We start from the raw sequence: 14179 nt of genomic DNA on the forward strand, positions 1-14179 counted from the left end.
GGAACCTTCTATAAGGGGGTCCCGTTAAGTCCAGTCCTCCCACAAGTTGCGGAAATCACGCCATGACCTTTACCCTTCCCCCCCTCCCTTACGCCTATGATGCCCTCGGGCCTTATATGTCGAAGGAGACGCTGGAATTCCATCACGATAAGCACCATCAGGCTTACGTGACCAACGGCAACAATGCGATCAAGGGGACTGAATTCGAAGGCAAGTCTCTCGAAGAGATCGTGAAGGGGTCGTTTAACAAGAACGCTGCGGTGTTCAACAATGCCGGTCAGCACTACAACCATATCCATTTCTGGAGCTGGATGAAGCCGAATGGCGGCGGCTCCAAGCTGCCGGGCCGGCTTGAGAAGAAGATCAACGAGGACCTCGGCGGCTTCGACAAGTTCAAGACCGATTTCGCCGCCGCGGGCGCCGGTCAGTTCGGATCGGGCTGGTGCTGGCTGCAGGTCAAGAACGGCAAGCTCGAGATCTCCAAGACGCCGAACGGCGAGAATCCCCTGGTGCACGGCGCCACGCCGATCCTTGGCTGCGACGTCTGGGAGCATTCCTACTACATCGACTATCGCAACCGCCGTCCGGACTATCTGAAGGCTTTCGTCGAGAACCTCATCAACTGGGAGTATGTCGACGAGCTGTTCGGCAAGGTGGGCTGAGGTCCCGCCATCTCCACCACCGTCATGCTCCGCGCAGGCGGAGCATCCAGTACGCCGCGGCGGAAGAGATCGAACCGAGATGTCACGGCGTACTGGATCGTCCGCCTTCGCGGACGATGACAATGAGGTTGCGTTAGACGCCTCGCAATGAGGGAGAATGTTTGGGGGGCGGCGGCGCAAGCTGCCGCCCTTCTGCTTGCGGCAGCCGCCGGCATACGGCACAACAGCATGGCCGGATGCAACAAGCGGACGCAGCGTGCTCAACTATCTCCTGGTTTTCGTCGGCGGCGGGCTTGGCGCCTCGCTCCGCCACACCGTCAACGTCACCTGCGCCAAATGCATCGGGACCGCCTTTCCCTGGGGCACCTTCATCATCAATATTACAGGCTCGATCGTGATGGGCCTCATCGCCGGCTACCTCGCCTTCAAGGGGGAGGCCTCGCAGCCCTGGCGGCTGTTCCTGATGACTGGCATCCTTGGCGGCTACACGACCTTTTCGGCGTTCTCGCTCGACACCGCGCTGCTCTATGAGCGGGGCGCGCTGGAGCTTGCGGCCGCCTACGTCGCCGGGTCGGTCATGCTGTCGATTGCCGGGCTGTTCGCGGGATTGGCTCTGATCCGCTGGCTGAGCTGACGCACGAGTTCCGTAGAGGTGTTATAATACCTCGATTGTAAACGAGGTGGTTGTTGGACAACTCTGCCCGGTATTGGACAGCTGTAATGTTATAATATAACATCATCAGATGGTTCCAGCCGATCCACATCACGGCCATGGTCATGGCCGCGCCTCCGGGCACGGGCACAGCCACGGTCCGGCAATGCCGCATCCGGCGCAGCCGATGTCATGGTCGATCCTGCGCATGCCAGTCATGGCGCGCCTTGCGGCCGCCGCGGCTGCGAGCGCCGGGCTGTGGGCCGTCGTCTGGCTGGCGATGAGATGAGGGCCATGGCCGCGCAGCTCACTTTCGACGACGTCACGCTCGGATATGACCGTCACCCGGCGGTGCATCATCTCACAGGCGTGGTGCACACCGGCGCGCTGCTCGCGGTGGTCGGCCCGAACGGCGCCGGCAAGTCGACGCTGTTTCGCGGCATCGTCGGTCTGCTCAAGCCGCTCGCCGGCAGGATCATCATGAGCGGCCTTGATGCGCGTGACATCGCGTACCTGCCGCAGGTCGCCGACATCGATCGCAGCTTCCCGATCTCGGTGATCGATTTCGTCAGCACCGGGCTGTGGCGTGCGACCGGCATCTTCGGCGGCGTTGGTGCGGCGGCACGCAAGACAATCGCGCTGGCGATCGCGACGGTCGGCCTGACCGGATTCGAGAATCGCGGCATAGGCACCCTATCGGGTGGGCAGATGCAGCGGTTGTTGTTCGCGCGCGTGCTGCTGCAGGACGCGCGCGTGATCGTGCTCGACGAGCCGTTCAATGCGATGGACGCGAAGACCTCGGCCGATCTGCTGGCGCTGATCGCGCAATGGCATGCAGAAGGACGCACCGTGCTGGCGGCGCTGCACGATCTGGAGATGGTACGCGCGCATTTCCCGCAAAGCCTGCTGCTGGCGCGCGAGCCGGTCGCTTGGGGCGCGACATCCGAGGCGTTGACGTCCGAGAACCTGCTCGCCGCGCGCCGGATGTGCGAGGCCTTCGACGACACCGCAGCCGCCTGCGTGCCCACCCACCGGCCGTCGCGGGCGGCATGATGATCAGCCAGATCCTTCTCAGCCCGTTTTCCGAGTTCGAGTTCATGCGCCGCGCGTTCGCCGCCGTGATCGCGCTGTCGCTCGGCGGCGGCCCGATCGGCGTGTTCCTGATGCTGCGCCGGATGAGTCTGGTCGGCGATGCGATGGCGCATGCGATCCTGCCAGGCGCCGCCATCGGTTTCCTGCTCTCAGGTCTCAACCTGTTCGCGATGACCACGGGCGGCCTGGTCGCCGGCTTTGCGGTGGCGTTGCTTGCCGGCCTCGTCTCGCGCTCGACCGGGGTGAAGGAGGATGCGTCGCTTGCGACGTTCTATCTCGCTTCGCTTGCGCTCGGTGTCACCATCGTCTCGGTGAAGGGCACCAATGTCGACCTGCTGCACGTCCTGTTCGGCAACATCCTGGCGATGGACGACCCGACCCTGCTGCTGGTCGCGATCAACGCCACCATCACGTTGCTCGTGCTCGCGGTGATCTATCGCCCGCTGGTGATCGAGAGCGTCGATCCTTTGTTCCTGCGCACGGTGAGCCGGGCAGGGGCGCCGGCGCATCTGGTGTTCCTGGCGTTGATCGTGATCAATCTCGTCAGCGGCTTCCAGGCGCTCGGCACCCTGCTTGCCGTCGGGCTGATGATTCTGCCCGCCGGCATCGCCCGGTTCTGGTCGCGCGACATCACGCCCATGATCTGCATCGCGGTGGCATCCGCGATCGCCTCGGGCTATATCGGCCTGGTGCTGTCATTCCAGACCCGCATTCCCTCGGGTCCCGCAATCATCCTGGTCGCCGCCATGCTCTATCTCGGCTCGGTGCTGTTCGGCCGTGTCGGCGGCGTGGTCTCCCAGTTGTTTCCCGGTCGCCATCTCGAAGCTTGAAGTCTTCCCATGCGTCTGTGCTCCGCCCTGATCTGCCTCGCATGCGCGTTCATCGCGCAACCCTCATTGGCTGCTGATCGTCTGAACGTGGTGGCGAGCTTTTCGATCCTCGGCGACTTCGCCCGCCAGGTCGGCGGTGAGAAGGTCGATGTCACGACGCTGGTCGGGCCGGACAGCGATGTGCATGTCTACACGCCCTCGCCGCATGACGCGCGCGACGTCGGCGCAGCGAAGCTCGTCATCATCAATGGGCTTGGCCTTGAAGGCTGGATGCCGCGTTTGCTGCAGGCCTCCGCCAGCAAGGCGCAGGTGGTGACCGCGAGCCAGGGCATCACGCCGCTCAAGCGCGGCGCGGATGCCGATCCTCATGCCTGGCAGTCGGTCAAGAATGCCATGATCTACGTGCGCAACATCAGTGCAGCGCTAGCCGCGGTCGATCCGGCCGACGCCGATGTGTTCAAGGGCAATGTCGAACACTATCTCGCCGCGCTCGCAGCGCTGGATCGCGACGTGCATGCGGCGGTCGACAAGATCCCGCTTGCGCGGCGCAAGGTGATCTCGACGCATAGCGCCTTTGGTTATTTTGGCGAGGCTTACGGCATTCAGTTCATCGCGCCGCTCGGCGTCTCCACGGAGACCGAGCCCAGCGCGCGGGATCTCGCCGAGATTGTCGGCCAGATCAAGCAGGCGCAGATTCCGGCGGTATTCCTGGAGAATTTCAACGATGACCGCTTGGCCAGCCGGATCGCCACGGAGACCGGCGCCAAGGTGGGTGGAACGCTGTATTCCGACGCCCTGAGCGACCAAAACGGCCCGGCCCCCACTTACATTGACATGGTCAGGCACAATATAAAGACCCTGACCAGCGCGCTCGCGCCTTGATTTGGAAGGCTTTTGCGGCGCAAAGCATCCTTGCAGGTTTCAGCACCTTTCCCCGGAGTGAGTATGTCTGACGCGACTTCCCAAAAAGTCCCCGTGACGGTTCTGACCGGCTATCTCGGGGCCGGCAAGACCACGCTTCTGAACCGCATCCTGTCCGAGGACCACGGCAAGAAATACGCCGTCATCGTCAACGAATTCGGCGAGATCGGCATCGACAACGACCTCATCGTCGGCGCCGATGAGGAAGTGTTCGAGATGAACAATGGCTGTATCTGCTGCACGGTGCGTGGCGATCTCGTGCGCATCATCGACGGCCTGATGCGGCGCAAGGGCAAGTTCGACGCGATCATCGTCGAGACCACGGGGCTTGCGGATCCGGCGCCGGTGGCGCAGACCTTCTTCGTCGACGAGGACGTGCAGAAGAATGCGCGGCTCGATGCGGTCGTCACGGTGGCCGACGCCAAATGGCTGTCCGACCGGCTCAAGGATGCGCCCGAGGCCAAGAACCAGATCGCGTTCGCCGACGTCATCGTGCTGAACAAGACCGACCTCGTTTCAAAGCCCGAACTTGCCGAGGTCGAGGCCCGCATCCGCGGCATCAATCCTTATGCCAAGCTGCATCGCACCGAGCGCTGCCAGGTCGGCATCACTGATGTGCTGGAGCGCGGCGCCTTCGATCTCGACCGCATCCTGGAGATCGAGCCTGACTTCCTCGAGGTCGACGATCACGATCATGATCATGATCACCGCCATCACAATCATCATCACGACCATGATCATGGTCACGGCCTGAAGCACTATCACGACGAGGAGATGCAATCGCTGTCGCTGCGATCAGACAGGCCGCTCGATCCCTCCAGGTTCATGCCGTGGCTGCAGAACCTGGTGCAGACGGAGGGCCAGAAGATCCTGCGCTCCAAGGGCATCCTGTCGTTTCAGGACGATGACGACCGCTACGTGTTCCAGGGCGTGCACATGATGCTGGAGGGTGATCATCAGCGGAAGTGGAAGGACGGCGAGAAGCGCGAGAGCCGCGTCGTCTTCATCGGTCGCGAATTGCCGGAAGCGGCCATTCGCGAAGGCTTCGAGCGCTGCATCGTGACCTGATGAGTTCGTCTGACGCCAGCGGCGAGCCCGCATCCATCGTCTCGGTCACCGACAAGGTGAAATCTGTCTCGCTCGGCATGGGCGTGGCCGCCGTGCATTATCTCGGCGATCGTGCCGCCTTCGTCGGCACCGAGGAGAGCGTCGCCTTCGTCGACAACGAAGGCGCCGTCTCGAAGGTCGAGGTCACGAGTGGCGGCATCCTTTCGGCCGTCGCCGACGGCGCGCGCATCCTGATGGGCTGCGACAATGGCCAGGTGGTCGCGCTCGACAGGAAGGGCGAGACCAGCGTGCTGGCGACCGATCCGAAGCGGCGCTGGATCGACAACGTCGCTTTGCACGGCGACGGCGCCATTGCATGGTCGGTCGGCAAGACTGCCTTCGTCCGCCCTCCCAAGGGCGAGGAGAAGTCGCTCGACGTACCATCCACTGTCGGCGGGCTGGCATTCGCGCCAAAGGGCCTGCGGCTTGCGATCGCGCATTACAACGGCGCCACGCTGTGGTTTCCGAACATGGCGGGCGAGCCGGAATTTCTCGCCTGGGCCGGCTCGCATCTCGGCGTCACCTTCAGCCCGGATAACAAGTTCCTGGTCACCTCCATGCATGAGCCGGCGCTGCACGGGTGGCGTCTGGCCGACAACCGTCATATGCGGATGACCGGCTATCCCTCGCGGGTGAAATCGATGGCTTGGGGCGCCGGCGGCCGCTATCTCGCGACCTCGGGAGCGGACATGGTCATCATGTGGCCGTTCGTCGGCAAGGACGGCCCGATGGGCAAGGAGCCGGCGATGCTGGCGCCGCTGCAGGCCAAGGTGACGGCTGTGGCCTGCCATCCCAGGGAGGACGTGCTTGCGGGCGGCTATGAAGATGGCACGGTGCTGATGGTGCGCATGCATGACGGCGCCGAGATCCTGGTCCGCCGCAACGGCACGCCGCCGATCGCCGGGCTGGCCTGGAACGCCGCTGGCACCTGGCTTGCCTTCGCGGACGAGAGCGGCGAGGCGGGGCTCCTGAAGCTCTAGGTCGGCTGTCGCCGCGGTTCCCTAGACCCCTCTCCGGGGAACCGCGTTCGAGGATGGTCGTTGATCCCCGACAGACTCGCGGGTGACGATGATGGCCTCAGGGAACAGCACACGGACGTTGCGCAAGGACTTGCTGCTCGCAGCTGGTCTGTTTGCGACCGGGGCCGTCATGATCGCGGTGTCCTTGACGGAAATTCGCGCCGGGCATCTGGACCAGATGGCGCAGGCGACGCCTTCGCCGTCTGCATCTCCATCGCCGTCTCCAACGCCCGCTGAATCAAAGCCCGGCGGCACCCGTCCGACCACGCCGGCGCCCGAGCCGGCGACGCCTGCGCCGGAAGCGCAGAAGGAAGGCGCCAAGCCTGCGCTGCCGCCCGCACCCGCCGAGAAGGTCGCTCCGCCGATCGAGAAGAAGTAATTATGCTCCGCTGTCATCACCCGCGAAGGCGGGCGATCCAGTAGTCACGGGCGTCTCGATCTTAACTGCTGCCGCCGCGTACTGGATGCCCCGCCTGCGCGGGGCATGACGATTGTATATGGACCGACAGAGCGGATTACTCGCTCACCGCACCAGAATATTCCGGAACTGCCAGGGATCGGACGTGTCGATGTCTTCCGGAAACAGGCCGGGACGGTCGGTGAGCGGGGTCCAGTCGGTGTAGAAGCCTTTGACCGGGCCCAGATAAGGCAATTGGATTTCCAGGCAGCGGCGGAAGTCCAATTCATCAGCCTCGACGATCCCTGCGGTCGGATTCTCCAGCGCCCACACCATGCCGGCGAGGACGGCGGAGGACACCTGCAGGCCGGTCGCGTTCTGATAGGGCGCGATCCGGCGGGTCTCCTCGATCGAGAGCTGCGAGCCGTACCAATAGGCGTTCTTGGCGTGGCCGTAGACCAGCACGCCGAGCTCGTCGATGCCGTCGACGATCTCGTTCTCGTCCAGGATGTGCCACTTCTGCTGCATCTTGCCGGTAGCGCCGAAGATCTCGTGCAGCGACAGCACCGCGTCATTGGCCGGATGATAGGCGTAGTGGCAGGTCGGCCGGTAGACCACCTTCTCGCCGTCGCGCAACGTGAAATAGTCGGCGATCGAGATCGACTCGTTGTGGGTCACCAGGAATCCGTATTGCGCGCCCGGCGTCGGGCACCAGGAGCGCACGCGGGTGTTGGCGCCGGGCTGCATCAGGTAGATCGCGGCCCCGCAGCCTTCGGCGTGGGTACGGCCGTTGTCCGGCATCCACTTCTCGTGCGTGCCCCAGCCAAGCTCGGCCGGCTGCATGCCTTCGGAGACGAAGCCTTCAACCGACCAGGTGTTGACGAACACGTCCATCGGCTTCGGGTTCTTCGAGCGCTGCGTATCGCGCTCGGCGATGTGGATGCCCTTGATGCCGAGCTTGTGCGCGAGCTGCGCCCAGCCTTCGCGGCTCTTCGGCTCGTTGAACTCGGTCTTGGTATCGCGCGCGATGTCGAGCAGCGCCTGCTTGACGAACCAGGACACCATGCCGGGATTGGCGCCGCAGGTGGAGACCGCAGTGGTGCCGCCGGGATGCTTGCGGCGCGCCGCCAGCAGGGTCTCGCGCAGCGCGTAGTTCGAGCGCTGCTCGACGCCCATCTTCTTGTCGAAGTAGAACCCGGCCCAGGGCTCGACCACGGTGTCGATATAGAGCGCACCGATCTCGCGGCACATCGTCATGATGTCGACCGAGGAGGTATCGACCGAGAGATTGACGCAGAAGCCCTGGCCGCCGCCCTCGGTGAGCAGCGGCACCAGCAGCTCGCGGTAATTGTCGCGGGTCACCGCCTGCTGCATGAAGCGCACGCCATGCTTCTTGGCGAGCGCGCCATCGTCATGCGGATCGATGATGACGAAGCGCGTCTTGTCATAATCGAAGTGCCGCTCGATCAGGGGCAGGGTGCCCTTGCCGATCGAGCCGAAGCCGATCATCACGATGGGGCCGGAAATCTTCGCGTGGATCTGCGAGCTCATGGATGGTCTTCTCCGGGAAAGGTGCGTTAAACAGAACGGATGCTGATCGTGTCAGGCGCTGCGGCGCTTGGCCGTGACCTCGATCTCGACCTTCATCTCGGGCTTGAGCAGCGCCGCCACCACCACCATTGTGGCGGCCGGGCGGATCTCGCCGAGAACTTCGCCACAAACAGCGAAATGCGCATCGGCATCCTTGATGTCGGTGAGGTAGTAGGTCGCGCGGACGATGTCGGCCATGTCGAAGCCGGCCTCCTTCAGCGCAGCTGCGATGGTCTTGAAACAGTTGCGTGACTGGCTCGTGACGTCCGCCGGCATGGTCATCGTCGTGTAGTCGTAGCCAGTGGTGCCGGCGACAAAGGCGAAGTCGCCGTCGACGACGGCGCGGCTGTAGCCGGCGGTCTTCTCGAACGGCGAACCGGTGGAGATCAGGCGGCGGGACATGGCGGATTTCCTAAGCGATATGGCCGGGGTTTAAGGGCTTTTGCTGCACCTGCGCAACCCCTCGAAACGGGGCTGCCAGGCGGAGTTGCGGCTAGTGCGACCGCGTGACGTCCGGCGGTGCGGTCGGTGTTCCCGTCCAGCGCCGCACCACGATATCCCGCACGATCATGATCGCGAGCAGGATCAGAACCAGCGTGGGCACCAGGGAGGGGCGACGCTGGATTGTCCCATTTCGGGGCGCGCGGGCCATCAGGCCGCGCATGATACCGGCGTCGCTTTGCGCCCGCGCCGCGGCTTGCGCTCGGCCGCCCCTGTCGCCACGATCATGCCGAAGGCGCCGTCCAGCGCGCCGGTGGTGAGCTCGCGGCCGAGCAGGCGCTCGCGCTCGAACGGCCCCGGAAGCTGCAGGTCGGCCGTCTTCTCGGCCGTGAAGCCATGGCGGGCGTAGTAGGGCGCATCGCCGAGCAGGATCACGGCGCCATGGCCGCGCGCCTCTGCAATTGCGAGCGCTTCGTCCATCAGCGCGGCGCCGACGCCGCGGCCGCGCGCGTCGCGATCGACGGCGAGCGGCCCCAGCATCAGCGCGTCGCGCCCACCGGCGCTGACGTGCCACAACCGCAAGGTCCCAATGAGCTGGCCGTCGCGGACCGCCGACAGGGCGAGGCCTGTGGCGGGCGCGCGTCCGTCGCGCAGGCGCTGGCAGGTCCGCTCATGGCGGTTGTCGCCAAAGCAGGCATCGAGCAGCGCTTCGCGCGCCGGGACGTCGGAGGCACGTTCCGCACGGATCACGAACGGAACGGCAGTCCGAAGGGGCGCAGTCGGGATGGCAAGAGAAGCCTCAAGCACAGCAGTCATGGCACGTCAGTCCCCGGCTCGCCGCAGCAGGCATTGCCCGCGCGGAAGCACGTCAAATCAAGTGAGGGTTTGCAGCTCTGTCGCTCCCTCCCCCGCATGCGGGGGAGATCGGGGTGGGGGAGAGCCCCACCCGGCGCTCGGGAGAGAAGCGCGCCTTAGATGTGGTAGGTCTTCAGCGGCGGGATGCCGTTGAAGGCCACCGACGAGTAGGTCGACGTATAGGCGCCGGTCCCTTCGATCAGCACCTTGTCGCCGATCGAGAGCGTCACCGGCAGCGGATACGGCAGCTTCTCGTACATCACGTCGGCCGAATCGCAGGTCGGGCCGGCGAGCACGCAGGGCGCCATCTCCGCGCCGTCGTGCGGGGTGCGGATGGCATAGCGGATCGACTCGTCCATGGTCTCGGCGAGACCGCCGAACTTGCCGATGTCGAGATAGACCCAGCGCACCTCGTCGTCGTCGCTCTTCTTCGAGATCAGCACCACTTCCGACTCGATGATCCCGGCATTGCCGACCATGCCGCGGCCCGGCTCGATGATCGTCTCCGGGATCTGGTTGCCGAAATGCTTGCGCAGCGCCCGGAAGATCGAACGGCCGTACTGCACGACCGGCGGCACGTCCTTCAGGTACTTGGTCGGAAAGCCGCCGCCCATGTTGACCATGGTCAGGTTGATGCCGCGCTCGGCACAGTCGCGGAACACGGTCGAGGCCATGGCCAGCGCGCGGTCCCACGCCTTCACCTTGCGCTGCTGCGAGCCGACATGGAACGAGATGCCGCACGGCTCCAGGCCCAGACGCTTGGCGAGATCGAGAACCTCGACCGCCATCTCCGGGTCGCAGCCGAACTTGCGCGACAGCGGCCACTCGGCACCGGCGCAGTCATAGAGGATGCGGCAGAACACCTTGGCGCCCGGCGCGGCGCGCGAGATCTTCTCGACCTCGGCGGCGCAGTCGACCGCGAACAGGCGGATGCCGAGCGCGTAGGCGCGCGCGATGTCGCGCTCCTTCTTGATCGTATTGCCGAAGGAGATGCGGTCCGGCGTCGCACCGGCCGCCAGCGCCATCTCGATCTCCGCCACCGTCGCGGTGTCGAAGGAGGAGCCGAGCGAGGCGAGCAGCGACAGCACCTCGGGCGCAGGATTGGCCTTCACCGCGTAGAACACGCGGCTGTCCGGCAGCGCCTTGGCGAAGCTCATGTAGTTGTCGCGCACGATGTCGAGGTCGACAACGAGACAGGGCTCGGTGTCCAGACCTTCCTCGCGGCGGTTGCGCAGGAATTCCCGGATACGTTCGGTCATAGCACCCTCCAAACGGCCCCAGCGACGAGACCCGTTCAAAATGATCTCGGCACAGGTGCCTTGGCGCCGCCGCGTGATGGAGACGCGGAGATGCCTCGGACCTAGAGCCGAATTGTGCTGCCGTGGATTGGTTGGGACATTTCCCGCCCGCACACCTGGCAATGAAGGACAAGCCTTTTCAGTAGCCCGCGCCGGCTTTGGACTGCCGGTAGAGACCAAAAAAGCCCGATCCGTCGTTGCTTTAAGTCGCGTCCCCCGTTGAGAGCGGGGTGCGCCGGTTCGCCTCCGGCTGCCAGTCACGGTTGCAAGAGGCGAGGGGACCTTCAACGAGGCATCTCTTGAGAGAGATGCTGGGCGCTTGGGTCATCGACCCCTGCGCCCCTCGGTTCCTCATCCCTTGGCGGCTGTCCGGCCTCTTGTCCGGATACCTACCGACTGACACACGACCACAGGCACGTGCGAAATTGGGCAAGTCCGCACATAAGCGTTTTGATTGTTGATCGCAAGAAAATTTTCCGACGTCGCGAGAGATTTCCCTAACGTGTGCTTGCAGAGCACAGCGGGCGCGACGAAGCCTGAACGAACGTTAAGCTAGCTTAAAGCGGCGCAACGTTTTCGCGCTTGCAGGATAGTGTTTTCGCGCGCCGCGCGTCAGGCGCGCTTCACGGTCAGGCGCGTTTCACGAAAGGCTCGACGCGCTGCGCGGCGCGGATGAAGCCGATCATCACGAGGACGCCGAGCCCGAACAGCACCGCCTGCAGGATGTGCGTGCCGGTGTCGCCGAGCCCGAGCAGGATCGAGAGCGCCCAGCCGCCGGCGAACGCGGCACCGAACACTTCGGCGCCGATCAGGATCGCGGCCGACAGGACGGTGATGACGCTTGGCCATACGATCTGGCGGGAGGCGGTCGGCGAGGTCTGTGCGCTCATGGTCGTTAGGGTCCTTTTGGTGGCCGCAATGTCTTCGAAAAGGCCGGCCCTCGCAAGTGTTAAAGGCCTGAAAATGGCCCGCCAGATGCTATATCTGGTCAGGACAATTCCGGTTCAAAGACGGGCCTCTCGCGATGTCAGATTCAGCCAGCACCACCGTTGCCGAAAAAGCCAATCCGCTCCTGAAGCCCTGGGAGACGCCGCACCAGACGCCGCCCTTCGACGAGATCAAGCCGGAACATTTCCTGCCCGCCTTCGAGCGCGCCTTTGCCGATCACGCTGCCGAGATCGCCGCCATCACTCATGACCCGGCGCAGCCCGACTTCGCCAACACGATCACGGCGCTCGAGCGCTCCGGCAAGCTGCTCTCGAAAGTGTCTGCGGTGTTCTACGACCTGGTCTCGGCGCATTCGAGCCCGGAGATCCTGGAGATCGACAAAGACGTCTCCCTGCGCATGGCGCGACATTGGAATCCTATATTGATGAACGCCGTGCTGTTCGGCCGCATCGCGCTGTTGCACGACAACCGCGCCAGCCTGAAGCTGACCGGCGAGGAGCAGCGGCTGCTTGAGCGCACCTACAACCGCTTCCGCCGCGCCGGTGCCGGCCTCTCCGAGGACGCCAAGCAACGCATGGCCGAGATCAACGAGCGGCTGGCCCAGCTGGGCACGACTTTCAGTCACCACCTGCTCGGGGACGAGCAGAGCTGGTTCCTGGAGCTCGGCGAGGACGATCGCGCCGGCCTGTCCGACAGCTTCATTGCCGCCGCCAAGGCTGCGGCGGAAGAGCGCGGCATGCCCGGCAAGGCGATCGTGACCTTGTCGCGCTCCTCGGTCGAGCCGTTCCTGCAGAGCTCCAGCCGACGCGACCTGCGCGAGAAGGTCTTCCGCGCCTTCACCGCGCGCGGTGACAACGGCAATGACAACGACAACAACGCCGTCATCGGCGAGATCCTGTCGCTCCGCGAGGAGGCCGCTGGGATCATGGGCTTCCCGACCTATGCCGCCTACCGGCTGGAGGACTCCATGGCCAAGACGCCGGAGGCCGTGCGTGGCCTCTTGGAGCGGGTCTGGAAGCCGGCGCGAGCCAAGGCGCTGGCCGACCGCGACGAGCTGCAGAAGTTGATCGCCGCGGAGGGCGGCAATTTTCAGCTCGCCCCCTGGGATTGGCGCTACTACGCCGAGAAGCTACGGCAGGCCAAGGCCGATTTCGACGATGCCGCGATCAAGCCATATCTGACGCTGGAGACCATGATCGCCGCCGCGTTCGACTGCGCCACGCGGCTGTTCGGCGTCACCTTCACGGAGCGTCACGACGTCCCGGTCTGGCATCCTGATGTGAGAGTGTGGGAGGTCAAAGACGCCAATGGTGCGCACAAGGCGCTGTTCTATGGCGACTACTTTGCCAGGCCCTCGAAGCGGTCCGGCGCCTGGATGACCTCGCTGCGCGACCAGCAAAAGCTCGATTTCGCGATCGCGCCGCTGATCATCAACGTCTGCAACTTCGCCAAAGGCGCTGACGGGCAGCCCTGCCTGCTGTCGCCGGATGACGCTCGAACCCTGTTCCACGAGTTCGGTCACGCCCTGCATGGCATGATGTCCGATGTGACCTATCCCTCGCTGTCCGGCACCTCCGTGTTCACCGATTTCGTTGAGCTGCCCTCGCAGCTCTACGAGCACTGGCAGGAGCGGCCCGAAGTGCTGCAGCGCTTCGCCACGCACTATCAGACCGGCGAGCCGCTGCCGGAGGATCTCCTGAAGCGTTTTCTCGCCGCACGCAAATTCAACCAGAGCTTTGCCACCGTCGAGTTCGTCTCCTCGGCGCTGATCGATCTCGAATTCCACACCCAGCCGGCCGCAGCAGCCAAGGATGTAGCTGCCTTCGAACGGGCCGAGCTGGAGAAAATCGGCATGCCCGCGGAAATCGTGCTGCGGCATCGGCCGACCCAGTTCGGCCACATCTTCTCCGGCGACCACTACGCGTCGGGCTATTACAGCTACATGTGGTCGGAGGTGATGGACGCCGATGCCTTCGGCGCCTTCGAGGAGGCCGGCGACATCTTCGATCCTCCGACCGCCAAGCGCCTGCTCGACAACATCTACGCCTCCGGCGGCTCGGTCGATCCGGAAGCAGCCTACGTCGCCTTCCGCGGCCGCGAGCCGGAGCCGGACGCGCTCTTGCGCCGGCGCGGCCTGCTCGACGTGCCCGAGGCGGCGTGAGGGTAGACGTCGCGCTTAGGCGCGACGCTCGATCCGTTCACTCTGTTGTCTCCGTTCACACCGCTGTCATCGTCCGCGAAGGCGGACGATCCAGTATCCAGAGACGGCAGTGATCAATCGATAAGCCGCGGCGTACTGGATGCTCCGCCTGCGCGGAGCATGACATTGAGTGTGAGGCGGCGCGCTCAACGCCTTCCTCGGGCGGC

General features: G+C 64.6%; 14 protein-coding genes. 9 read left to right on the forward strand and 5 right to left on the reverse strand.

The annotated features are described in order from the left end of the window. Positions 1 to 62: 62 nt before the first annotated feature. The 8 genes from P6U24_RS08505 to P6U24_RS08540 all read left to right on the forward strand — a co-directional run bounded on the left by P6U24_RS08505 (position 63) and on the right by P6U24_RS08540 (position 6662). Entirely contained in the window at positions 63 to 662 is a 600-nt protein-coding gene (locus P6U24_RS08505; protein ID WP_407158691.1) for a superoxide dismutase, read from the forward strand. Positions 663 to 918: 256 nt separating this feature from the next. Next, the gene (gene crcB / locus P6U24_RS08510; RefSeq protein ID WP_407158692.1) at positions 919 to 1296 is read left to right on the forward strand and encodes a fluoride efflux transporter CrcB; all 378 of its coding nucleotides are present in this window, start codon (positions 919 to 921) and stop codon (positions 1294 to 1296) included. 312 nt (positions 1297 to 1608) lie between these two features. After that, on the forward strand, positions 1609 to 2367 hold the full coding sequence (locus P6U24_RS08515; protein WP_407158693.1) for a metal ABC transporter ATP-binding protein: 759 nt from the start codon (positions 1609 to 1611) through the stop codon (positions 2365 to 2367). Beyond that, positions 2364 to 3236: a metal ABC transporter permease gene (locus P6U24_RS08520; protein ID WP_407158694.1), complete on the forward strand. Its 873-nt coding sequence runs from the start codon at positions 2364 to 2366 to the stop codon at positions 3234 to 3236. The genes P6U24_RS08515 and P6U24_RS08520 overlap by 4 nt, the downstream gene beginning before the upstream one ends. 9 nt (positions 3237 to 3245) lie before the next feature. Next, entirely contained in the window at positions 3246 to 4118 is an 873-nt protein-coding gene (locus P6U24_RS08525; protein WP_407158695.1) for a metal ABC transporter substrate-binding protein, read from the forward strand. 63 nt (positions 4119 to 4181) lie between these two features. Then, a complete protein-coding gene (locus tag P6U24_RS08530; RefSeq protein ID WP_407158696.1) occupies positions 4182 to 5225 on the forward strand; it encodes a CobW family GTP-binding protein in 1044 nt (347 codons plus the stop codon). After that, complete coding sequence (locus P6U24_RS08535; RefSeq protein WP_407158697.1) at positions 5225 to 6244, forward strand: WD40 repeat domain-containing protein; 1020 nt, start codon at positions 5225 to 5227, stop codon at positions 6242 to 6244. Before P6U24_RS08530 ends, P6U24_RS08535 begins: the two co-directional genes overlap by 1 nt. Positions 6245 to 6335: 91 nt before the next feature. After that, positions 6336 to 6662 (forward strand): hypothetical protein, encoded by a 327-nt coding sequence (locus P6U24_RS08540; RefSeq protein WP_407158698.1) that lies wholly within the window; start codon positions 6336 to 6338, stop codon positions 6660 to 6662. A 144-nt stretch (positions 6663 to 6806) separates the two neighbouring features. Here the strand turns inward: P6U24_RS08540 and P6U24_RS08545 are convergent, their stop codons facing one another. The 5 genes from P6U24_RS08545 to P6U24_RS08565 form a co-directional block, all read right to left on the reverse strand. Continuing rightward, positions 6807 to 8231: a homospermidine synthase gene (locus P6U24_RS08545; protein ID WP_407158699.1), complete on the reverse strand. Its 1425-nt coding sequence runs from the start codon at positions 8229 to 8231 to the stop codon at positions 6807 to 6809. Positions 8232 to 8282: 51 nt separating this feature from the next. Further along, on the reverse strand, positions 8283 to 8672 hold the full coding sequence (locus tag P6U24_RS08550) for a RidA family protein (RefSeq protein WP_407158700.1): 390 nt from the start codon (positions 8670 to 8672) through the stop codon (positions 8283 to 8285). Positions 8673 to 8921: 249 nt separating this feature from the next. Next, entirely contained in the window at positions 8922 to 9527 is a 606-nt protein-coding gene (locus tag P6U24_RS08555) for a GNAT family N-acetyltransferase (RefSeq protein WP_407158701.1), read from the reverse strand. A gap of 155 nt (positions 9528 to 9682) precedes the next feature. Next, positions 9683 to 10825 (reverse strand): type III PLP-dependent enzyme, encoded by a 1143-nt coding sequence (locus tag P6U24_RS08560; RefSeq protein ID WP_407158702.1) that lies wholly within the window; start codon positions 10823 to 10825, stop codon positions 9683 to 9685. 668 nt (positions 10826 to 11493) lie between these two features. Beyond that, positions 11494 to 11754, reverse strand: coding sequence for a hypothetical protein (locus tag P6U24_RS08565; protein ID WP_407158703.1), 261 nt, complete (start codon positions 11752 to 11754; stop codon positions 11494 to 11496). Positions 11755 to 11888: 134 nt separating this feature from the next. Here P6U24_RS08565 and P6U24_RS08570 point away from each other — a divergent pair, with 134 nt between their 5' ends. Then, complete coding sequence (locus P6U24_RS08570) at positions 11889 to 13973, forward strand: M3 family metallopeptidase (RefSeq protein ID WP_407158704.1); 2085 nt, start codon at positions 11889 to 11891, stop codon at positions 13971 to 13973. Positions 13974 to 14179: the final 206 nt, after the last annotated feature.

It is taken from the genome of Bradyrhizobium sp. STM 3557 (assembly GCF_045571465.1).
In the GTDB taxonomy this organism is placed as follows: Bacteria; Pseudomonadota; Alphaproteobacteria; order Rhizobiales; family Xanthobacteraceae; genus Bradyrhizobium.

What these genes read in the sequence shown, in the direction of transcription:
- P6U24_RS08555 (WP_407158701.1), bottom strand. Translation starts at nt 9,527, where the DNA reads ATGACTGCTGTGCTTGAGGCTTCTCTTGCCATCCCGACTGCGCCCCTT.
- P6U24_RS08560 (WP_407158702.1), bottom strand. Translation starts at nt 10,825, where the DNA reads ATGACCGAACGTATCCGGGAATTCCTGCGCAACCGCCGCGAGGAAGGT.
- P6U24_RS08545 (WP_407158699.1), bottom strand. Translation starts at nt 8,231, where the DNA reads ATGAGCTCGCAGATCCACGCGAAGATTTCCGGCCCCATCGTGATGATC.
- P6U24_RS08520 (WP_407158694.1), top strand. Translation starts at nt 2,364, where the DNA reads ATGATGATCAGCCAGATCCTTCTCAGCCCGTTTTCCGAGTTCGAGTTC.
- P6U24_RS08570 (WP_407158704.1), top strand. Translation starts at nt 11,889, where the DNA reads ATGTCAGATTCAGCCAGCACCACCGTTGCCGAAAAAGCCAATCCGCTC.
- P6U24_RS08540 (WP_407158698.1), top strand. Translation starts at nt 6,336, where the DNA reads ATGGCCTCAGGGAACAGCACACGGACGTTGCGCAAGGACTTGCTGCTC.
- P6U24_RS08515 (WP_407158693.1), top strand. Translation starts at nt 1,609, where the DNA reads ATGGCCGCGCAGCTCACTTTCGACGACGTCACGCTCGGATATGACCGT.
- P6U24_RS08535 (WP_407158697.1), top strand. Translation starts at nt 5,225, where the DNA reads ATGAGTTCGTCTGACGCCAGCGGCGAGCCCGCATCCATCGTCTCGGTC.
- P6U24_RS08525 (WP_407158695.1), top strand. Translation starts at nt 3,246, where the DNA reads ATGCGTCTGTGCTCCGCCCTGATCTGCCTCGCATGCGCGTTCATCGCG.
- P6U24_RS08530 (WP_407158696.1), top strand. Translation starts at nt 4,182, where the DNA reads ATGTCTGACGCGACTTCCCAAAAAGTCCCCGTGACGGTTCTGACCGGC.
- P6U24_RS08550 (WP_407158700.1), bottom strand. Translation starts at nt 8,672, where the DNA reads ATGTCCCGCCGCCTGATCTCCACCGGTTCGCCGTTCGAGAAGACCGCC.
- P6U24_RS08505 (WP_407158691.1), top strand. Translation starts at nt 63, where the DNA reads ATGACCTTTACCCTTCCCCCCCTCCCTTACGCCTATGATGCCCTCGGG.
- P6U24_RS08565 (WP_407158703.1), bottom strand. Translation starts at nt 11,754, where the DNA reads ATGAGCGCACAGACCTCGCCGACCGCCTCCCGCCAGATCGTATGGCCA.